At 68.4% G+C, this 19,585-nt stretch carries 17 protein-coding genes; 10 read left to right on the top strand and 7 right to left on the bottom strand.

Annotated elements, in window-relative coordinates; all coding sequences use genetic code 11:
* The first annotated feature begins 1 nt into the window (after position 1).
* On the top strand, positions 2-481 hold the full coding sequence (locus FBZ87_RS27890) for a Fur family transcriptional regulator (protein ID WP_246134644.1): 480 nt from the start codon (positions 2-4) through the stop codon (positions 479-481).
* Between the two features lie 35 nt (positions 482-516).
* Complete coding sequence (locus tag FBZ87_RS27885; RefSeq protein ID WP_145613838.1) at positions 517-1,647, top strand: CobW family GTP-binding protein; 1,131 nt, start codon at positions 517-519, stop codon at positions 1,645-1,647.
* Between the two features lie 34 nt (positions 1,648-1,681).
* Here FBZ87_RS27885 and FBZ87_RS27880 read toward each other — a convergent pair whose 3' ends face one another.
* Positions 1,682-2,191 carry a DUF6622 family protein gene (locus FBZ87_RS27880; RefSeq protein WP_145613837.1) on the bottom strand — a complete coding sequence of 170 codons (510 nt, stop codon included), beginning with the start codon at positions 2,189-2,191 and terminating at the stop codon, positions 1,682-1,684.
* Positions 2,192-2,350: 159 nt separating this feature from the next.
* On the opposite strand from FBZ87_RS27880, the gene FBZ87_RS27875 reads away from it, so the two are divergent.
* Together FBZ87_RS27875 and panE are read left to right on the top strand one after the other, a co-directional pair.
* Entirely contained in the window at positions 2,351-3,247 is an 897-nt protein-coding gene (locus FBZ87_RS27875; protein ID WP_211107257.1) for a LytTR family DNA-binding domain-containing protein, read from the top strand.
* Between the two features lie 38 nt (positions 3,248-3,285).
* Positions 3,286-4,209, top strand: coding sequence for a 2-dehydropantoate 2-reductase (gene panE / locus FBZ87_RS27870; protein ID WP_246134642.1), 924 nt, complete (start codon positions 3,286-3,288; stop codon positions 4,207-4,209).
* 49 nt (positions 4,210-4,258) lie between these two features.
* Here the strand turns inward: panE and FBZ87_RS27865 are convergent, their stop codons facing one another.
* From FBZ87_RS27865 to FBZ87_RS27855, 3 genes are read right to left on the bottom strand one after another with little or no spacing between them, the layout of a single operon-like run.
* Entirely contained in the window at positions 4,259-5,671 is a 1,413-nt protein-coding gene (locus FBZ87_RS27865) for a hypothetical protein (RefSeq protein WP_246134641.1), read from the bottom strand.
* Positions 5,658-6,257, bottom strand: coding sequence for a BON domain-containing protein (locus FBZ87_RS27860; RefSeq protein WP_145613836.1), 600 nt, complete (start codon positions 6,255-6,257; stop codon positions 5,658-5,660). The genes FBZ87_RS27865 and FBZ87_RS27860 overlap by 14 nt, the downstream gene beginning before the upstream one ends.
* Positions 6,258-6,313: 56 nt before the next feature.
* A complete protein-coding gene (locus FBZ87_RS27855) occupies positions 6,314-7,120 on the bottom strand; it encodes an N-acetylmuramoyl-L-alanine amidase family protein (RefSeq protein ID WP_145613835.1) in 807 nt (268 codons plus the stop codon).
* A 350-nt stretch (positions 7,121-7,470) separates the two neighbouring features.
* On the opposite strand from FBZ87_RS27855, the gene FBZ87_RS27850 reads away from it, so the two are divergent.
* Positions 7,471-7,956 carry a YajQ family cyclic di-GMP-binding protein gene (locus tag FBZ87_RS27850; protein ID WP_145613834.1) on the top strand — a complete coding sequence of 162 codons (486 nt, stop codon included), beginning with the start codon at positions 7,471-7,473 and terminating at the stop codon, positions 7,954-7,956.
* On the opposite strand, the gene FBZ87_RS27845 is transcribed toward FBZ87_RS27850, so the two are convergent.
* Both FBZ87_RS27845 and dgcA read right to left on the bottom strand, forming a co-directional pair.
* Complete coding sequence (locus tag FBZ87_RS27845; RefSeq protein WP_145613833.1) at positions 7,913-9,742, bottom strand: ATP-binding response regulator; 1,830 nt, start codon at positions 9,740-9,742, stop codon at positions 7,913-7,915. The genes FBZ87_RS27850 and FBZ87_RS27845 overlap by 44 nt on opposite strands.
* Before the next feature lie 220 nt (positions 9,743-9,962).
* Positions 9,963-10,964: an N-acetyl-D-Glu racemase DgcA gene (gene dgcA / locus FBZ87_RS27840; RefSeq protein ID WP_246134640.1), complete on the bottom strand. Its 1,002-nt coding sequence runs from the start codon at positions 10,962-10,964 to the stop codon at positions 9,963-9,965.
* Between the two features lie 132 nt (positions 10,965-11,096).
* Between dgcA and FBZ87_RS27835 the strand changes: the two genes are divergently transcribed.
* Positions 11,097-11,912, top strand: coding sequence for a hypothetical protein (locus FBZ87_RS27835; RefSeq protein WP_145613832.1), 816 nt, complete (start codon positions 11,097-11,099; stop codon positions 11,910-11,912).
* Between the two features lie 21 nt (positions 11,913-11,933).
* Here FBZ87_RS27835 and FBZ87_RS27830 read toward each other — a convergent pair whose 3' ends face one another.
* Entirely contained in the window at positions 11,934-13,319 is a 1,386-nt protein-coding gene (locus FBZ87_RS27830) for a CRTAC1 family protein (protein WP_145613831.1), read from the bottom strand.
* Positions 13,320-13,581: 262 nt separating this feature from the next.
* Between FBZ87_RS27830 and FBZ87_RS27825 the strand changes: the two genes are divergently transcribed.
* The 4 genes from FBZ87_RS27825 to FBZ87_RS27810 all read left to right on the top strand — a co-directional run bounded on the left by FBZ87_RS27825 (position 13,582) and on the right by FBZ87_RS27810 (position 19,576).
* Positions 13,582-15,423, top strand: a complete 1,842-nt coding sequence (locus FBZ87_RS27825; protein WP_145613830.1) for a ribonucleoside-diphosphate reductase subunit alpha — start codon at positions 13,582-13,584, stop codon at positions 15,421-15,423.
* 75 nt (positions 15,424-15,498) lie between these two features.
* On the top strand, positions 15,499-16,152 hold the full coding sequence (locus FBZ87_RS27820; protein ID WP_088870962.1) for an EF-hand domain-containing protein: 654 nt from the start codon (positions 15,499-15,501) through the stop codon (positions 16,150-16,152).
* Between the two features lie 39 nt (positions 16,153-16,191).
* A complete protein-coding gene (locus tag FBZ87_RS27815; protein WP_145613829.1) occupies positions 16,192-17,157 on the top strand; it encodes a ribonucleotide-diphosphate reductase subunit beta in 966 nt (321 codons plus the stop codon).
* A 118-nt stretch (positions 17,158-17,275) separates the two neighbouring features.
* On the top strand, positions 17,276-19,576 hold the full coding sequence (locus FBZ87_RS27810; RefSeq protein ID WP_145613828.1) for a tetratricopeptide repeat protein: 2,301 nt from the start codon (positions 17,276-17,278) through the stop codon (positions 19,574-19,576).
* Positions 19,577-19,585 lie beyond the last annotated feature (9 nt).

Raw genomic sequence — 19,585 nt, 5'->3', positions numbered from 1 at the left:
AGTGTCCCAGGGTCATGATCACAAGGCCCATGACCACAAGGCCTGCGTCGGCGATGCCCTGACCCGGGCGCACAGCCTATGCGAGGCGCGCGGCGCCCGCCTGACCACCCTGCGCGAGCGGGTGCTGGAACTGGTGTGGTCCAGCCATAAGCCGCGGGGCGCCTATGCCATCCTGGAAGAGATGGCGGTGGACGGCAAACGCGTGGCGCCGCTGACCGTCTATCGCGCCCTGGACTTCCTGGTGGAACAGGGCCTGGTCCACCGCATCGAATCGCTGAACGCCTATGTCGGCTGCCCCGAGCCGGGCCAGAGCCATGCGGGCCAGTTCCTGGTGTGCGAGCGCTGCGGCGACGCCGCCGAGCTGAACGACCCCGCCGTGACCGACGCCATCACCAACGGCGCTGCCGCCCGGGGGTTCCGCGCCGTGCGCCAGACGGTGGAGGTCCTCGGCCTTTGCCCGGCTTGCCAAGCGGCGGTCTGACCACGGCCGCCTGATCCAACGATGACCTTCAAGGAATGCCTGCCGTGACCGCTGTTTCAGCCGCCCGCCTGCCCATCTCCGTCCTGACCGGTTTCCTGGGCAGCGGCAAGACCACGCTGCTGTCCCGCATCATCCGCGACCCGCGCATGGCCCGCACCGCCGTCATCATCAATGAGTTCGGCGAGGTCGGGCTGGACCACCTGCTGGTGGCCAAGGCGGACGAGAACACCGTGCTGATGGATTCGGGCTGCATTTGCTGCACCATCCGCAGCGACTTGGCCGACACCCTGCGCGACCTGTACCTGCGCCGCCTGCGCGACGAGGTGCCGGAGTTCGACCGCGTGGTGATCGAGACCACCGGCCTAGCCGACCCGGCGCCCATCCTGCACACCCTGATGACCGACCCGCTGGTGGCGGCCCGCTTCCGCCTGGACGGCGTGGTGACCACGGTGGACGCCGTCCACGGCATGGGGCAGCTGGACGCGCAGGAGGAAAGCCTGAAGCAGGCGGCGGTGGCCGACCGGCTGGTGCTGACCAAGACCGACATCGCGACACCTGAGGCGGTGGATTATCTGAAGCACCGGTTGAAGGAGCTGAACCCCGCCGCCTTGGTGGTGGACGCCCAGACGGACGAGGCGCTGCCCGTGCTGCTGTTCGACGCCGGCCTCTATAATCCGGAGACCAAGAGCCTGGACGTGCAGCGCTGGCTGCGCGCGGAGGCTTATGACGACCACGGGCATCATCATGACCACCACGATCATGATCACGATCACGAAGGCCATGACCATGCCGACTGCGACCACGATCACGGCCATTGCGAGCATGAGGACCATGACCACGACCCCAACCGCCATGACGAGGCCATCGGCGCCTTCTGCCTGACCTTCACCCAGCCCCTGGTGTGGGATGAGCTGGTGGGCTTCCTGGAGACGCTGGCTCGCCTGCGCGGCCCCGACGTGCTGCGGGTGAAGGGCGTGCTGAACGTGGTGGAGAGCGACCAGCCCATCGTCATCCACGGCGTCCAGCACCTGTTCCACCCCCCGGTGCAGCTGGACGCCTGGCCCAGCGACGACCACCGCAGCCGCATCGTCTTCATCACCCGCAACGTCAGCCGGCAGATGGTGGAAACCCTTTACGCCAGCTGCACAGGGAAGAGTGTGGGGTGAGGCTGGACCCGCCGCTTTCGTTTCGACCGTCGGTTCAGGTGGCGGCCAGCGCCACGTCCGGGGCCCGGCGATAGCTCTGGATGAAGCCCCAGGACCAGCCCGCGAAGTAGCCGACGCTGAAGCCCGACACGCCAATGTCCAGGGCGATGGCGACGTCGTGCAGGTCGGGACGCACCGCAGCCAGCACGTTCAGGATGTAATGGGCGCCGAATAGGAAGAGGTTGCGGACCAGGGGCACCCAGCTGCCCGGCTGGCGCACCAGGCCGTGTTCGCGGTCCACCTCCACCCGGATGGTCGCGAAGCTGGCCAGTCCCAGGCCCACCACGGCGCCGACGGCCCAGTCCATCAGCACGGGACCCAAGGGGCCGGGCCGGGTGACCAGCCCGTACAGGCCCCAGATGATGAAGACGCCGGGGATCAGCCAGACGCGTCCCGTCGACTGCACGCTGGTCCGCATGCGCCTGGCCCCCATGAACAGCACGAAAGCGAACAGCGCGAAGATCCAGGTGGGGGTGTGGCTGATGATGCGGGAGAGGATTTCCATGACGGGCGGGCTCCAGGATGTTGCGCCGGGCGGCGTGTTCCAAGTGATTGATGGGCCTAGCCTTCACTCGGGCTGCCCTTCCCCGGCAACGGTCCCTTCGCGGTCCGCTTGACGGATTTCGTGAGTGGCTGGTAAAGGCCGTTCACGAAGCGCGAACGGATGAGGCCGGTCTTGACGGCGGAACGCGGGGTGCAGCAGGGGGCGGACGCCGGGGTCGCGGACAAGCGGCCGCCGGGCAGCCTTGCCGGCATCGTCGCCTTCGATCTGCCCGACTGGGTGCGCAGTTGGGGCGGCGTCGTGGCGCTGTCCCTGGTGCTGGCGATGTTCGGCCCCTACGGCACGTTCCTGTCCATGGACAGCGTGTCGCGCGTGGTCTTCTGGTGCGCGTCGGCCTTGGGCATCGCGGCCATGGCGCGGACGGCCCATGCGGGCTTGCGCCGCTGGCCCATCGCGGCCGCCTGGCCCGCCTGGCAGCGGCGCGCGCTGTCGGCGCTGATCGCCTCGCTGCCCGCCACGCTGTGGATCATCCTGCTGTTCAGCCTGTGCGCCAAGGTCCCCCTCGGCGCCTTGCATTTCTGGCGCACCTGGCCGCAGGTGATCGTGACCAGCATGGTCTTCGCCGTCATCCTGGGCCGCCGGGACCCGCTGGCGCCCCCGGCCACGGCACCGGGGCCCGAGCTGTTGGTATCTCTGCCGGCTGCGGTGACGCCGGAACCAACCCCCGACGTGGCGGCGGCCTTTCTGGCCCGCGCCTGCCCGCGTCTTTGCGACGCACGGCTTCTGGCGCTGGAGGCGGAGGACCACTATCTGCGGATCCACACCGATCGTGGGTCCGAGTTGGTGCTGATGCGCCTGCGCGACGCCATCGCCGAACTGGGGGAGGGGCTGGGGATGCAGGTTCACCGCTCCTTCTGGGTGGCGCGCGCGGCGGTGGTGGAGGCGACGGTGCGTGGCCAGGCGGCACAGTTGCGCCTCAGCGACGGAACAGTGGTGCCGGTCAGCCGCACCGCCCTGCCTCGCCTGAGGGCGGCCGGCTGGTTGGCGGAAAAGGATTAAGCCCGGCGAGGGCCGGGGAACGAGAAGGGATGATAGCGATGACCATGCGTGTCCTGGTCCTGGGCGCGGGCGCCACCGGCGGCTTCTACGGCGGCCACCTGATGCAGGCGGGGGAGAACGTCACCTTCCTGGTGCGGCCCAAGCGGCATGCCCAGCTGATGGAAAACGGCCTGGTGGTGGTCAGCCCCCAGGGCAACATCATCAGCCCGGTGCAGGCGGTGACCCGCGTCAGCAAGCCCTTCGACCTGGTGCTGCTGTCGTGCAAGGCCTACGACCTGGACGCCGCCATCGAAACCATCCGTCCGGCGGTGGGGCCTGAGACGCGCATCCTGCCGGTGCTGAACGGCTTGAACCACCTGGACCGGCTGGACGCCGCCTTCGGGGCGGAGCGGGTGATGGGGGGCCTGTGCCACCTGACCATCACCATGGACCCGGACGGCACCATCCGCCACCTGCACGCCTTCAATCGCCTGACCTTCGGCGCCCGCGAATCGGTCCAGGCGCCCCTGGCCGACGCGCTGGCCCAGGCCTATGCCAAGTGCCCCATCACCGTGGTCAACAGCCCGGACATCGTCCACGACATGTGGGAGAAGTTCTATTTCCTGGCGACGCTGGCGGGCAGCACCACGCTGATGCGGGCCCCCATCGGCGCCATCCTGAAGGCGCCGGACGGCCTGGCCTTCATCACCGGCTTGCTGGACGAATGCACCCGCGTTGCCACGGCGGCCGGCCACCCACCCAGCGCCGAACGCGACGCCGAATCCCGTCATCACCTGACCATGCCGGACTCGACCCTCTCCGCCTCGATGATGCGCGACATCGAGAAGGGCGGTCCGACGGAGGGTGAGCACATCGTCGGCGACATGCTGCGCCGGGGCCGCGACCTGGGGCTGGACCTGCCCCTGCTGACCCTCGCCACCACCCACCTACGGGCCTATGAGGCGCGGCGGACGGCCGGGTGACGCGGACTTAAGGAAAAGCCCCCGGGGCTGTGCTCCGGGGGCTTTTCCGTTACTGCAGCATGGGCGTGCCGGTCTCGATCTCCACCAGTGCTGCCAGCATGGGCACGGCGATGTCCTTGCGCTGGGTGTCGCCGCTGTTGCTGCGTTCCGCCGCCGACAGGCCGGCCAGGTAGGTGTTGCGCCAGCGCTGGTCCTTGAACAGCAGTTTATCGGCGCGGGCGCGCTGGGCCAGGATCAGGGGCTTGGGGTCGGTGCCGGCGGACAGCAGCTTGTCGATGCGGCCGGACAGGGCCTCCGCCTGCTTGCGGTCGCCGGTCTTCAGCGCGTCGGCCATCAGCTGGACGAAGGTTTCGGCCTTGATGTCGGTGTCCTGCACCTGTTCGGCATAGGTGGTGGCCAGCTGCATCTCGCCCCGGGCACCCAGGCGACCCAGCACGGCGGGGATGGTCCAGGGGCTTTCCTGCTGCACCGTGCGCAACAGGCCAAGCGCCAGGTTGGGGTCGCCCAGGTCGCCGGCGGCCACCGCCAGCTCTGGCGCGCAGCAATTGCCCTTGCGATCCTTGAAGCGGCTGAACTGCTCCTCCACCGTGTTCAGGAACATGGTGTGGGCACGGGCCTCGTTGCCGGCCTTGTAGAAGCCCTCGGCCACCAGGCCCAGTTCCCAGGCGCAGTTGTTGGCCTGGGCGTATTCCGCCGCCTCCTCCACCAGCTTGCCCGCCTGGCCCTTGTCCCCCTTCCAGATCAGCGCCTGGCTGATGTCGGTCAGGTTGTAGATGCGGGTGGAGCAGTCGTTGATGCGCCGGGTGATGTCCAGGGCCATGTCCACCTCGCCCGTCAGCGACAGGGCGCGGCCCAGGAACAGGTCCCGGCCGGTGTCCGTCACCGGCGGGGCGCGGCGGAAGGCGGCGATGAAGGGGGCGATGATCTGCTTGGTGCGTTCCTTGTCGCCCAGGTGGTAATGGGCGACCGCCAGCGACAGCCAATCCCAGCGCGGGGCGGTGATGGGATAGTCCACCGGCTGGATCAGCCCCTCGATACGATAGAGGAAGCAGCCCGTGGACTGGGCGTCGTTGCAGGCCAGGCTGCGGATGCGCGACTTGAAGTCGTTGTAGTCGAAGTCGCCCACGAACTGATTGGTGGACAGCTGCACCGCCAGGGGGCTTTCCGGGCTTTGCACCAGGATGTTGGACAGCAGCTTGTCCGCCTGCAGCAGCAGCTTGGTCTGCTCCTGCAAATCATAGCTCTGGTCGGCCTTCTTGATCGCTTCCATCGCCTGGACGAACTGGCGGTTGGCCATGGCCTGGGCGTCGGGCAGCGTCTGGTTGCCGGCCAGCCCGGGAATGGGCTGGGCGCCGGCCGGCGCCCCCGGCGTCAAGGCCAATGCCACGGCCAGGACGGGAAGAGCCAGGAAACGACCCAGGGGACGAACAGCACCCACGGCAACACGCTCAACGACGGACATAGTTCACAACCTGGCGGACGCGGGGCAGTTCGCGGGCGTGCTGCAGCACGGCCTCAAGCTCCACCCCACTACGGGCGACGCCCATGATGTAGACCACCTGATTGACGGTTTCGATGCTGTAGTTGCTGGACCTGACCTGCCCGTCCAGCAGCAGGGCCGCCCACAGCTTGGTGCTGATCCAGGCGTCGGTCGCGCTGTCGGACAGGCTGCTTTCGTCCGCGATCTTGATTTCATTCAGAACTTTGCGCACGCCGTCGGCTTGCCAGGCCAGGCGCACCGCATCCACCCGCATATCAGGGTCGCGGGCGTTGCCGGTCAGCAGTACCTCGCCCCGATCGACCGTGATGTTCAGGCGGCTGTTCATCTCCGGGCTTTTTTCCTTCCAAAGCCGGTGAATCTGCTCATCGATCTGGCCATCGGGCACGGCCGGCGCCTCGGCGGCGGCTTCCGCCCGCTGGCGCGCCAGCTCCGGTGATTCGCGGCCCGGCGACTGGCATCCGGCCAGAAGCGCGCCCATGCCCGCTAGCAGCAGAAGGAGGGGGCCGGTGACGGGGCGGCGCCGGCCGATGATGGTCGCGGAGGTCATGAACGTGCCCTGGTCCCTGTTTTTCAGAAAATCGCGGCGGCAGGCTATGGCGGAAATCAGGCGAAAGTAGGGGAGGCAAGCAGCGTCGCCAATTCCCGCGCGAGGATGCCGGCGATGCGTTTGCGCTGGGCGGGGTCGCGCAGCAGCGTCTCGTCCTGGCGGTTGGACAGGAATCCGGTCTCCACCAGCACGGACGGGATGTCCGGTGCCTTCAGCACCACAAAGTTGGCGGAGCGCATGGGGTTTTCCAGCAGACGCAGGTCGCGCCCCGCCCCGTGCACGATGCCCTGGCGCGCCGCCAGCGACGCCGCCTTGGTGCGGCGGGTGGCCAGGTCCATCAGGATGTCGGCCACCACCGGCTTCGTGTGCTTCAGATCCAGGCCCAGGCGGTCGGCGTAGTTTTCCTTGTCGGCCAGCGCCTGGGAAAAAGCGTCCGACGCTTTTTCCGACAGGGTGTAGGCCGACAGGCCGCGGGCGTTGGCGTTGGGGGCGCTGTCAGCGTGGATGGAGAGGAACAGGTCGGCCTTGGCCTCGCGCGCCACGTCCACCCGCTCCCCCAGCTCCAGGAAATGATCGTCTTCCCGCGTCAGGCCGGCGTTCAGGCCCTGGGTCTTGCGCAGCTGCAGGGCCAGTTCCTTGGCCAGGTCCAGCGTCACGTCCTTCTCGTAGGTGCCTTCGTGGCCGATGGCGCCGGGGTCCTTGCCGCCGTGGCCGGGATCGATCATCACCAGCCGGGGGGCCCGCAGCGCGGTGGGACGCGCGGCCATGTTGATCAGATGCTCGGCCTGTCCCGGGCGGACAACGCCGCCGACGCCCAGGAACGGTATTCCGACGGCAAGCCGGAGGATGGCCCTGCGATCCATGAAACTAAATCCGCCCGAATGAACTGCGTGAGAATCGTGGTTTGGCGTGCGGTGCCGATCCGCGACGCAACCATGCGATGCATGCCGCCGCGCCCGGAAAGCCCGGACCTTTCCGCATGCGGTATGTTTGACCCGCGCCTTGCCGTATCGCAACAAAATCTTGGGGGGAGACTCGAGAAACATGGGCAGGTGTTGCGGCCGGATGACGGCCCTGTCCAGCCCCAGGCCGCCGCATGGCCCCCGCCGCCGCCCCGGGGGTGTGCCCCGTCAAAGGGGCGTGCTAGAACCGGGGAAGGCGCGCCGCCAGTGCGGCGCCGTTTCATCATCGTTCACGCGGGAGCCTGACTGCCATGCCGTCCTTCGACATCGTTTCCAAGACCGACAAAGCCGAGGTGGACAACGCCGTGGCGGGCGTGGTGCGGGAACTGGGCCAGCGCTTCGACTTTAAGGGCGCCAAGTGCACCATCGAGCACAAGGACGACGTCATCACCATCGTGGCCGATGACGCGCCCAAGCTGTCCCAGATGCAGGAGATGCTGAAGGTGCACCTGACCCGGCGCAAGCTGGACGTGGGCTGCCTGGACTGGGGTGACGACCAGCGCGCCGCCGGCGACGCCCGCCGCCAAGAGGTCAAGGTGAAGCAGGGCATCGACAAGGAATTGGCCAAGACCATCGTCAAGGCCATCAAGGACAGCAAGATGAAGGTCCAGGCGGCCATTCAGGGCGATGAGCTGCGGGTCACCGGCAAGAAGATCGATGACCTTCAGGACGCCATCCGCCTGGTGAAGGGGCTTAAGATCGAGCAGCCGCTGCAATTCGAGAATTTCCGGGACTGATCCCGGGGGATGGCGGGGCGGGTGCGCGGCCTTGGCTGGCGCCCGTGCCGTCCTGCCCCGTGCCGTTCTGAAGCGCATCCACCACCAGGCGCTGCAGGCGGGGCGGGGCGATGGGCTTGTGCACGACCACGACGCCGGCGGCGGTGGCTTGCTCCATCAGCTGGGGATTGGTGTCGCCGGTCACCAGCATGCCGCCGACATCCCCGCCATAGCGCTTGCGGATCTCGGCGATGACGTCCATGCCGCGCCGGTTGCCCGGCAGGCGGTTGTCGGAAATGACCAGGCGGGGAGTCGCGTCCGTCTTGTCCAACCCCTCGAACAGCGCCTCGGGCGTGGACGCCGCCAGGGGGACGCAGCCCCAATCCTCCACCATGGCCTCCAGCGCCGCCAGCTGCAGCGGGTCATCCTCCAGCAGGGCCACCAGCACGCCGCCGGGCGGCTGGTCCTTCGACGGCTCCTTCACCGGTGGTTCCGTGGTGCCGGGCTCCTTCACTTCCGGCTCCTGGGCCGGGCCAGGGGTGGGGCCGGGTGGGGGCTCCTTGACCGGTTCGGTCGCGGGGGCGGCCGCCGCCGGACGCACGTCGGTCACCAGGACCGGGCGGGGTGCCGGCACCCGCACCGTCTCGGCCAGCGGCAGGGTGATGGTGAAACCGGATCCCCGGTTGGGGGTGGAGACGACGGTGACCGTCAGGCCCAGCAGGGTGGCGGTCTTCTTGACGATGGCCAGCCCCAGGCCCAGGCCGTGCTGCGCGTCGCGCTTGGCTTGCCCGGCCTGGGCGGTCGGGGTGCCGGCGGCGGTCTCGCCGCGGTAGAACTCGTCAAAGATGAAGGGCAGCTGGTCGGCCGGGATGCCACAGCCGGTGTCCCACACCTGCAGCTGCACCGTCGGACCCCGGCGCCGGCAGCCGATGAGGATCCCGCCCTTGCGAGTGTGGCGCACGGCGTTGACGATCAGGTTGCGCACCATGCGGTCCAGCAGGACGGGGTCGCTGTTGACCTGGGCGGTGGTGGGGATGTAGCGCAGGTTGACGCCGTTGGCGGCGGCCAGCGGCCGGAACTCACCCGCCAGCCGTTCCATCACCGTTGACAGGGCGAAGCGCGTGGGTGTGGGCGTGACGGTCGCGGCCTCCAGCGCGGAGATCTGCACCAGGGCGTTCAGCAGATCCTCGGTGGCGTCCAGCGACTCCGTCAGCTTGGTCGCCAGGTCGCGCTGGGGATCGTCGGTCAGGCGGGTTTCCAGCAGATGCAGGAACAGGCGCATGGCCTGGAAGGGCTGGCGCAGATCGTGGCTGGCGGCGGCCAGGAAGCGCGACTTGGCGCGGTTTGCCCGTTCCGCTTCCGCCTTCACCGCCTGCGCCTCGGCCAAGGCCACGGCGCCACGCCGCGCCGTTTCCACCGTGATGTCCAGGCCCAGGCCGATGATGCCGGTGATGCTGCCGTCTGGCTCGCGGTGGGGTTCCAGCACCAGGTCGTACAGCCGGCTTTCCGTTTCCCCCGGGATTTCCAGGCGGAACATGTGCCGCTCACCCCGGCCGGTTTCCAGGATTCGGCCCTTGATGGCGTGCAGGGTGGTGAAACCCTCCGCGCTCTTGCCGCGGCCGTTGCGAATGTCCAGGTCGGTCAGGCCCAGCACGCCGGGGCCGAAGGCCGCCACGGGCCCCTTGGCCCAGACGTAGCGAAGATCGTTGTCCTGCACGAACGCCAACAGGGGGGCGGGGGCAGACAGGCGGTTCAGCAAGGCGTTTTCCGCCTTCAGGGCGGCGTTTTCCGCGCGCAGACGAGCCAATTCTTCCCGCTGCTCTCCCTGTTCCCGGCCCAGAATTCGATTTAACATAGCCCCAACCAGACGTTTTACTTGGCAGGCCCCGAGTTAATCCTCTTTTAGGCCAAAAGCGAAGTGCGCCCTTGGGCGTAGGCCCCCAGGGGGAGGCCGTTCGGCAGAGGGGCGGGGGCGGCGCCAAAGGGGAGGGTGTCCTCGCATAAGCCATTGGTGCGCCTCGTTTTCCCTATCCCCATAAGGCAGGGGACGGCGGGTCGGCGGTGGCACCCTCGTAGCGAAGGCCGGGCATTCGGTCGCGGGCCAGAAGCAGGGGCCCGTCCAGGTCGACGAAGGCCGCCCCCTGGGCCAGCAGGTGGGCGGGGGCCATGGACAGCGAGGTCGCCACCATGCAGCCCACCATGACGCGTAGACCGGCCGCTTCGCAGGCCGCCTTCAGGGCCAGCGCCTCGGTCAGGCCGCCGGTCTTGTCCAGCTTGATGTTGGCCACTTGGTAGCGGCCGACCAGGGCCTCCAGGCTATCCAGCCCGTGCACCGATTCATCGGCGCCCAGGGGGATGGGGCATTGGTACCCTGCAAGGTCGGCATCGCGGCCGGCTGGCAGGGGCTGTTCCAGCAGCTCCACCCCCAGGGCCGCCAGCGCCGGGGCGTAGTGGTCCAGCTGTTCCAAGCTCCAGCCCTCGTTGGCGTCCACGATCAGGCGGGCATGGGGCGCGTTCTCCCGAACAGCGGCCACCCGGTCCAGGTCGCCCTCGCCGGTCAGCTTCAGCTTCAGCAAGGGGTAATGGGCGGCAGCGCGGGCGGCGGCGGCCATGGCTTCCGGCGTGTCCACCGACAGGGTGAAGGCGGTGGCGAGCGGCCCGGGGGCTGCCGCCAGGCCGGCCAGGCGCCAGGCGGGGACGCCTGTGCGCTTGGCTTCCAGGTCCCAGAGGGCGCAGTCCAGGGCGTTGCGGGCGGCCCCCGGGGGCAGCAGGCGCTGCAGCTCCGTCCGGGTCAGGCCGGCGGCCACGGCGGGCGTCAGCGCTTCCAGGTCCGTCACCACGCCGGCCACCGTTTCGCCGTAGCGGGCATAGGGCACGCATTCACCCCGGCCGGTGGCCGCCCCGTCCGTCACTTCCGCCACCACCACATGGGCCTCGGTCTTGGCGCCGCGCGAGATGCGGAAGGTGCCACGGATGGGGAAGGTCTCGGCGTGGACGGTCAGCAACGAGGGCATTGGGGAAGAGGGCATTGGGATAGACCTTGAGGAAAAGGCGCCGCCACCGGCGGGGCGCGGCAACATAACGCTTCGCCACGGCCGGCGCGATCCGGCATTCTCCGGGGCGGCGGGACGGTAGTCGAGGGTTGGGTGGTTATGGAGGACGTGCGGCGCAAGCCGATGGTGTGGCATGAGGCGGCGGCCGCGTTCCGCGAGGTGCTGTCCGATCCCGGCCGCACCGTGCGCTTCGCCGGCATGCCGGCCCTGGTGATGATGGTCCTCTATGTCATCCTGGCGCTGACCCACCCCCGCCCGGTGGATCCGGCGCTGGAGGACGCGTGGGAGGCGGAGGTGCTGCCCTTCCATCTCATTCCCATGGCCTTCAACGCCTGGTTCTTCATCCGCATGCAGGTCTGGTGGGCGCGCTGGGTGTTGCAGGCCGATGACGGTGTCGGCTTCCTCAGCCCCAGCCTGGGCCGGCGGGAACTGGCTTATCTGGGGTGGATGCTGGCAGCCATGGTCAGCGCCCTGCCGGTGCTGGTCTTCCTGCTGCCCTCCCTGCGCCTGCTGGATGGCGCCCTGGTGGCGCTGGGTATGGAGATGCCGGAATCGGTGGCGGGCGGCCTGTTCGTGCTGGTGGCCTTGCCGCTGGTGCTGATCATGATGGGCATCTTCGGCCGCCTCATGGTGGGGGTGGTGCCGCTGGCGGTAGGGGGCGCCGCCTCCTTCCGCCTGGGTTGGATCGCCACCCGCGGCCTGTCCGTGCGGCTGACGGCGCTCAGTCTGCTGACGGTGCTGCCCGCCTTCGTCACCCCCCTGTTCAGCCGCCTGACCGATCCGGTGGAGATCGCCGCCAGCTATGTCGTCAGCGTCGGCCTCTATGGCGTGGGCTGGGGGGCCTATGCCGTCATGCTGGCCCGCTTCTATGGCCTGACCCTGGGTAGAATCCGTCGCCAGGCGCCGGTCGCGGCGCCGTCTTGACGGTGGTTTCACCCGCAGGAGTCAGCACGTCGCCTGCTGCCCCAGGCTGGGATGGTGGACCACCATCAGGCGACAGAGGTCGGGCTGTTCCACCCGCAGGGTCGCGCCATCGGGCCACGTGATTTCCAGCAGATCGACCTGCGTCAGCTCACCCAGGCCGAAATGGGCCACGGGCTCGCGCTGATAGGGTCCCCCGGACCCGCTGGTGATGCTGCGCAGCTGCCGCCGGCCGCCGGCGGTCAGGCAGACGGTGGCGCCCCGCGCCGGCGCGCCGCCGGCCGTCAGGGGCAGGACGCGCAGCCAGTTGTTGCCGGTGGGGGAGGCCAGGAACAGGGACAGGGGCTGGGCCTCACCGTCGCCATGGCCCAGCAGCAGTTCCAGCTGGCCGTCACCGTCGATATCGGCCACCACGGCCGCGGTGCCCAGGCCCTCCGGTTCGGCGGCGTCGCCCACGTCGATGGACACCCAGCGATCCTCCCGCCAGGCGAACAGGCGGTTGGGCTGCCCATGCATGTGGAAGAACAGCTCCTCATAGCCGTCGTTGTCGAAATCGGCGGCGATGACGGCGCGCACCGGACCTGGCTGCGCCATCTCCGCCGGCGCCACATCGACGAAGCCGCCGCCGGCACGGTGCTGGAACAGGCGCTGCGGCCCCTGGATGTTGCCCAGCAGCAGGTCGACCAGCCCGTCGCCGTCGGCGTCCAGGATGGTGGCGGCGCTGGCGTTGGCGAAGGGGTCATCCAGCCCCACCTCTTCCGCGATCTCCTCATACAGGCCGCCGCCCAGGTTGCGGAATAACAGGTTGGGGCCGTTGGCGCAGCCGACGAACAGATCGGGCAGTGAACCGGTGAGGCAGGATCCCAGCAGCAGCCGGGCGTCGGCCTCGATGTCCAGCCCCGCCTCCTCCGCCACCTCGTGCAGGCGGCCGCGGCGGTCCAGCTCGAACAGCTGCAGGGGCACGCCCTCTCCCCCGACCACGATGCTGTAGCGGCCGGTGCCGTGGCGGTCCAGGCAGGCCAGCGACGTGCCGGCCGCACGGTTGGCGGCGGCGAAGTTCTCCGGCAGGGCGGCCAAGTCGACCCAGCGGTTGCCGAAGCAGGCGAACAGCCGGTCCGGCGTGGGCAGCGCGCCGGCCGCGACGGGTTCGTTCAATATGTAGAGCTCTTCCCTGCCGTCGCCATCCATGTCGGCGAACAGGGCCGCCCGGGCGCAGGCGCTGGCGTCGGCCAGGGGGCCCGCCGGATGCTCGACCAAGGCGCCGCCATCCCAGCTCAACACGCGGTTGGGCGCATCGGCGCAGGTGACGACGAAATCGAAGCGCCCATCACCATCTATGTCCCCCACCGCGATGCCGGCACAAGATATAGGGGGGTTGGGAACGATGAGGTTGGAGCACGCGATGAACATCAGGCGACCCTCCAGGGCATCGGGCGGCCCCCTTTCGGGCAGGTCCGCACCCTCATTAACCATGGCTGGCGGGCAGGATACCCCATGCTGGCCGCAGTATCCCTGGGCTTTTCCGACGCAATGGAAAAATGCCCTTCGGAGATACAAAAAACCCGTTGGCGTACTGTCACGATTTGGTAGGATCAGCGCTCGTTGCCGCTAGATGTGGTATCCGGTCCTCGGTTATCCACAGCGCAATTCATACACAGCCTGGGGATAAGTCATGCGGGACGGAGACGTTTTCGGCAGGATTCAAGTTGCTAACCGTCCGGCGGTCGTTGTGGATCATTCCCGTGACGATCTGCTGACGGCGTTCGGCAAGGCCACCTTGACCGACCGCTACCTACTGCCCGGTGAAAGTTTCCAGGATCTGTTCGCGCGCGTGGCCAGCTATTACGCCGACGACGCGGCCCATGCCCAGCGCCTGTATGACTATATCTCCAAGCTGTGGTTCATGCCGGCCACGCCCGTGCTGTCCAACGGTGGCACCTCGCGCGGTCTGCCCATCAGCTGCTTCCTCAACGAGTGCAACGACAGCCTGAAGGGTATTGTCGACCTCTGGAACGAGAACGTGTGGCTGGCCTCGCGCGGCGGCGGCATCGGCAGCTACTGGGGCAACCTGCGCTCCATCGGCGAGAAGGTCGGCGGCAACGGCAAGACCTCCGGCGTGGTGCCCTTCATCCGCGTTATGGACAGCCTGACCCTGGCCATCAGCCAGGGATCCTTGCGCCGTGGCTCCGCCGCGACCTACCTGCCGGTCTCCCACCCGGAGATCGAGGAATTCATCGAGATGCGCCGCCCCACCGGCGGCGACCCGAACCGCAAGGCGCTGAACCTGCACCACGGCGTGGTCATCCCCGATGCCTTCATGCGCGCGGTCGAGGCCGACGAGGAATGGGCGCTGACCAGCCCCAAGGACGGCTCGGTCATCCGCCGCATTTCTGCGCGGTCCTTGTGGATCCGCATCCTGACCGCCCGCATCGAGACGGGCGAGCCCTACCTGCTGTTCATCGACCATGTGAACCGCGCCATGCCGGAACACCACAAGTTGGCCGGCCTGTCGGTGAAGATGTCCAACCTGTGCAGCGAGATCACGCTGCCCACCGGTCTGGACCATCTGGGCAAGGAGCGCACGGCCGTCTGCTGCCTGTCGTCCCTGAACCTGGAATATTTCCTGGAGTGGCAGGACCACCCCACCTTCATCGAGGACACGCTGCGCTTCCTCGACAACGTCATGAGCGACTTCATCGCGAAGGCACCGGACGATATGGAGCGCGCCCGCTATTCCGCCATGCGCGAGCGTTCGGTGGGCCTGGGCGTCATGGGCTACCACAGCTTCCTGCAGAGCCAGGGCCTGCCCATCGAGGGCGTGATGGCCAAGGTGTGGAACAAGCGCATGTTCGCCCACATCAAGCGCCAGGCCGATGAGGCCTCGCTGAAGCTGGGCCGGGAGCGTGGCGCCTGCCCGGATGCCGCCGACTACGGCTCGGAAGAGCGCTTCTCCAACAAGATCGCCATCGCGCCCACCGCCAGCATCTCCATCATCTGCGGCGGCGCCTCGCCCGGCATCGAGCCGGCGGCGGCCAACGCCTTCAATCACAAGACGCTCTCGGGATCGTTCTCGGTGCGCAACAAGCATCTGGAGCAGGTGCTGGCGACCTATGGCCGCAATGACGAGGACACCTGGTCGTCCATCACCCTGAACGGCGGCTCTGTCCAGCACCTGGACTTCCTGTCGGATCTGGAGCGTGATGTCTTCAAGACGGCGTTCGAGCTGGACCAGCGCTGGCTGATCGAACACGCGGCCGACCGCACGCCCTTCATCTGCCAGTCGCAGAGCCTGAACATCTTCCTGCCGGCCGACGTGCATAAGCGCGACCTGCACCAGATTCATTTTCAGGCCTGGAAGAAGGGCGTGAAGAGCCTCTACTATCTCCGCTCCATGTCCATCCAGCGGGCGGAGGCCGACATCGGCGCCGTCGTGGCCAAGAAGACGGAAGCGAAAGCCAGCGCCCCGGCGGCCGTGGAAACCAGCAACTATGAGGAATGCCTGGCTTGCCAGTGAGCCGTTGATCCAGGATCGATGGCTCCAGGGGCCGGTCTTCCTCGATCGGTCCATTGACGCTGGCGGGGAAGTCGCATGCGGGTTGTGAAGGCACTGGCCAGGGTGGCCTTGGCGGGCGCCCTGGGGTTCGGCCTGGCGGGATGCGGGGGGCATGACCTGCCGGTGAATCCCTACCTGCAGCTGGTGCCGGTCAGCCCGTCGGGGCAGATCCTGGGGCCGCCCTCGGGCAGCCAGCTGCAGTACAAGGCGGTGCTGATGCTCTGGTTCCACCAGACGGACGCCAACCACGACGGCGTGCTGACCCGGGATGAGGTGATCGCCGACGCGGACCGGAGTTTCGACCTGTTCGACCTGGACCACGATGGCAGCATCACCTCGGCCGAGCTGGAGAAGTACCGCCTGACCCAGCCCTTCCGGGCGCAGCCGCATCCGGTGACGCCCTTGTTGGGTGCCCAGGACCGCGCGGTGCAGCCGGATTCGGTGGAGGCGCTTCCCGATGGTGCGAGCTATCAGGGCTCCCGCGTGCGCCTGCAGGTGGGCCTGGATCCGGTGATGTCGGCCGACACCGACAGCGATTTCCGGGTGACCCGCGAGGAGTTGCGCGCCCAGTCGCTGCGCAAGTTCGACAAGTGGGACGCCGACCACGATGGCAAAGTGACCGCCGATGAATTCCTGGCGGCGATGATGGCGCCCTTCGAGGCGCTGACCAAGTCGTCAGGCTGGTTCTGATTATTTCACCAACGACGTATAGACGAACGGATTTCGCCCGTGCCCAGCCAGCTTTTGACCCCGAACCCCGTCTACAAGCCCTTCCGCTATCCGTGGGCCTATGAGGCCTGGCTGACGCAGCAGCGCCTGCACTGGATGCCGGAGGAGGTGCCGCTGGCCGACGACGTGAAGGACTGGCGCCAGAAGCTGTCAGACGGCGAGCGCAACCTGCTGACCCAGATTTTCCGGTTCTTCACCCAGGCCGACGTCGAGGTGAACAACTGCTACATGAAGAAGTACGCGGCGGTGTTCCAGCCGACCGAGGTGCAGATGATGCTCTCGGCCTTCTCCAACATCGAGACCATCCACATCGCGGCTTACAGCCACCTGCTGGACACCATCGGCATGCCCGAGGTCGAGTACTCCGCCTTCCTCCATTACAAGGAGATGAAGGACAAGTACGACTACATGCAGGAATTCACGGTGGACAACCCCGCCAACATCGCCAAGACCCTGGCGGTGTTCGGCGCTTTCACCGAAGGCCTGCAGCTGTTCGCCTCCTTCGCCATCCTCATGAACTTCCCGCGCTTCAACAAGATGAAGGGCATGGGGCAGATCGTGACCTGGTCGGTGCGCGACGAGACGCTGCACACGCAGTCCGCCATCCGCCTGTTCCGCACCTTCGTGGCCGAGAACCCGGAGATCTGGACGGAAGCCTTCCAGAAGGAACTCTATGTCGCCTGCTCCACCATCGTGGCGCATGAGGATGCCTTCATCGACCTGGCGTTCGAGATGGGCGGCGTGCAGGGCCTGACGGCCGAGGACGTGAAGCAATACATCCGCTGGATCGCCGACCGCCGCCTGGTGCAGCTGGAACTGCAGCCCATCTATCGCGTGGAAAAGAACCCGCTGCCGTGGATGGACGTCATGCTGAACGGCGTGGAACACGCCAACTTCTTCGAGAACCGCGCCACGGAATACAGCAAGGCCGCCACCGGCGGCAGCTGGGACGAGGCGTTCGACTGACCGGCCCGGAGGGAGCGCGGTCCATTCGATAGGAAAGCGGGCGCCGGTGGTGACATCGGCGCCTATTTTCGTTTTAGGATGCCGCCAGCGAGGACGGCTTACGAGAAGCGGGGCGGGCGTGAGTGACGACGGCCACAAATTGATGCTGGATGGCCGGTGGGCCGAGGCGGCGACCCACTACAACGCGATCGTGACGGCGGCGCCGGATGACCCTGCGGCCTGGACCCACCTGGGCGTGGCACTGCTGCAGCTGGGCTATGCCGACGCGGCGGTGGACGCCTGCCGGCGGGCTCTGGCCGTGCGGGCGGACTCCTTGCCGGCGCTGGCCAATCTGGGCGTGGCCTTGCACCGCCAGGGCCAGCTGGCCGAGGCCATCGAGGTCTACTGCGCCGCCGTGGCGGCCCAGCCGGACAATGCCCAACTGCTCGTCAATCTGGGGAACGCCCTGGCCGATGCGGGTCGCCAGGACGAGGCCACGGCGGTCCACCGCCGGGCCGCGGAACTGCAGCCGGCCCGGCAGCCGGCCGAAGAAGAGCCGCGTCCGCCTGAAGCGGACGGGCGGCGGGACCAGGCGATCGAGCTGAACGCCCTCGGCAACGCCCACCTTGCAGCGGGCCGCGCCCAGGCCGCGCTGGACGCGTATGCCCAGGCTCTGACCCTCTGGCCCGGTTATGCCGACGCCCAAGGCAACCTGGGGAACGCTCTGCGTGGCCTTGGGCGCCTGGGGGATGCCATTAGCGCCTATCGGCGCGCGGTGGAGATGGCGCCCGAGGACGCCGGGCACTGGTGCAACCTCGGCATTGCGCTGCAGGCTGATGGTGCGCTGGCGGAAGCGGCGGACATGGCGCGCCGGGCCCTCGCCCTGCGGCCGGACTTGGCCCTGGCCCACACCTGCCTGGGTGTGGCCCTGCGCGACATGAAGGAACTGGACGCCGCCATTGACTCCCTCCGGCGGGCCGTGGCGCTGGACCCTGGGCTGTCCGATGCCATCCACGCGCTGTCGGGCTGCCTGGTGGAGCGGCAGCGCTGGGAGGATGTGGAGGCGCTGGGGCGCAACGCCCTGGCCCGCGACCCGCAGTCGATCGACGCTCGCGTTTGCCTGGCGGTCGCCTTGCAGGGCCAGAACCGCCTGGAGGAGGCGCTGGACATGGCCCGGCGGGCGCTGGTGCTGCAGCCGGACAGTGAGCTGGCGCTGGGTGTGATGGCCGCCGCCCTCCACGGATTGGACCGTGGCGGAGAGGCGCTCGCCGCCGCGGCCCGCGGCCTGGCGGTGGCGCCCGGTAACGCGGACATGCACAACACCTTGGGCATCGTGTTGCTGGACGCCGGGCGGGTGGCGGAGGCGCAGGCCTCGCTGCGCCGGGCGGTCGCCCTCAAGCCGAATTTCGTCACCGCCCACGTCAACCTGGGCATGGCCTGCCTGCAGATGGGGCAGCTGGAGGAAGGCTGGGCGGAATATGAGTGGCGTCTGCGGGACGGGCACGAGACCCGGCTGTGGGACGTGATGCCCGAACGGGCCTGGCGCCCGGGCCAGGACCTGACCGGCCGCACCCTGACGCTGCATACCGAACAGGGCATGGGGGACCTGATCCAGTTCAGCCGCTATGCCGACCGGCGCTGGTGGGGCGGACCGGGACGCTCGGGGCCCCCGGCCCGCATCGTGCTGCGCACGCCGCGCACCTTGGCGGATTTGGTGTCCAGCGTGCCGGGCGTCGATGCGCTGCTGGTGGGCGACGAAGTGCCGACGACCTGTGACGTGCACGCCCCTTTGCTCAGCCTGCCCTACCTGCTGGGCACGACGCTGGCGACGGTGCCGGCGGCGGTTCCCTATATGACACCGCCGGCCGCGGCCCTGGCCCGCTGGCGCGCCCGGTTCGCGGCCGAGGATGCAGACACCCGCGCGCCCGGCCTGCGGGTGGGGCTGGTCTGGGCCGGCAATCCGGGCCACCGGGGCGACCGCCATCGGTCCATCCACCAGCTGGCGGCGTTGAACCCCCTATGGACGGTGCCCGGCGTGCGCTGGTACAGCCTGCAGGTGGGGCCGCGCGCAGCCGACGTGGGGCAAATGGCGGCCGGGCGGATAACGGACCTGTCCACACACCTGAGCGACTACGGTGAGACGGCGGCGGCCATCGCCAACCTGGATCTGGTGATTGCCGTCGATACGTCGGTCGCCCATTTGGCCGGCGCCTTGGGCAAGCCGGTCTGGCTGCTCATTTCCAATCGGCCGGATTGGCGGTGGATGCGCGACCGGACGGACAGTCCCTGGTACCCGACCGCCCGGCTGTTCCGTCAGACGCGCATGAACGACTGGTCGGGCCCGATGGCGGCCATGGCGACGGCCTTGGCCGAGCTGGCGGCCCGGCACAGCGTGCCGGCGGCGCAGGAGGTGGCGTTCCGCCGCCTGTTCGGGCTTTAGTCCCTGCCG

Origin of the sequence: Nitrospirillum amazonense (assembly GCF_007828035.1) — a bacterium.
In the GTDB taxonomy this organism is placed as follows: Bacteria; Pseudomonadota; Alphaproteobacteria; order Azospirillales; family Azospirillaceae; genus Nitrospirillum; species Nitrospirillum amazonense.
The sequence above is the reverse complement of the archived record's forward strand: the minus strand, read 5'-3'. Positions and strand labels throughout refer to the sequence as shown.

Coding starts and splice junctions, on each gene's coding strand:
- FBZ87_RS27885 (WP_145613838.1), top strand. CDS start 517: ATGCCTGCCGTGACCGCTGTTTCAGCCGCCCGCCTGCCCATCTCCGTC.
- FBZ87_RS27880 (WP_145613837.1), bottom strand. CDS start 2,191: ATGGAAATCCTCTCCCGCATCATCAGCCACACCCCCACCTGGATCTTC.
- FBZ87_RS27875 (WP_211107257.1), top strand. CDS start 2,351: ATGAGGCCGGTCTTGACGGCGGAACGCGGGGTGCAGCAGGGGGCGGAC.
- panE (WP_246134642.1), top strand. CDS start 3,286: ATGACCATGCGTGTCCTGGTCCTGGGCGCGGGCGCCACCGGCGGCTTC.
- FBZ87_RS27865 (WP_246134641.1), bottom strand. CDS start 5,671: ATGTCCGTCGTTGAGCGTGTTGCCGTGGGTGCTGTTCGTCCCCTGGGT.
- FBZ87_RS27860 (WP_145613836.1), bottom strand. CDS start 6,257: ATGACCTCCGCGACCATCATCGGCCGGCGCCGCCCCGTCACCGGCCCC.
- FBZ87_RS27855 (WP_145613835.1), bottom strand. CDS start 7,120: ATGGATCGCAGGGCCATCCTCCGGCTTGCCGTCGGAATACCGTTCCTG.
- FBZ87_RS27850 (WP_145613834.1), top strand. CDS start 7,471: ATGCCGTCCTTCGACATCGTTTCCAAGACCGACAAAGCCGAGGTGGAC.
- dgcA (WP_246134640.1), bottom strand. CDS start 10,964: ATGCCCTCTTCCCCAATGCCCTCGTTGCTGACCGTCCACGCCGAGACC.
- FBZ87_RS27830 (WP_145613831.1), bottom strand. CDS start 13,319: ATGTTCATCGCGTGCTCCAACCTCATCGTTCCCAACCCCCCTATATCT.
- FBZ87_RS27825 (WP_145613830.1), top strand. CDS start 13,582: ATGCGGGACGGAGACGTTTTCGGCAGGATTCAAGTTGCTAACCGTCCG.
- FBZ87_RS27820 (WP_088870962.1), top strand. CDS start 15,499: ATGCGGGTTGTGAAGGCACTGGCCAGGGTGGCCTTGGCGGGCGCCCTG.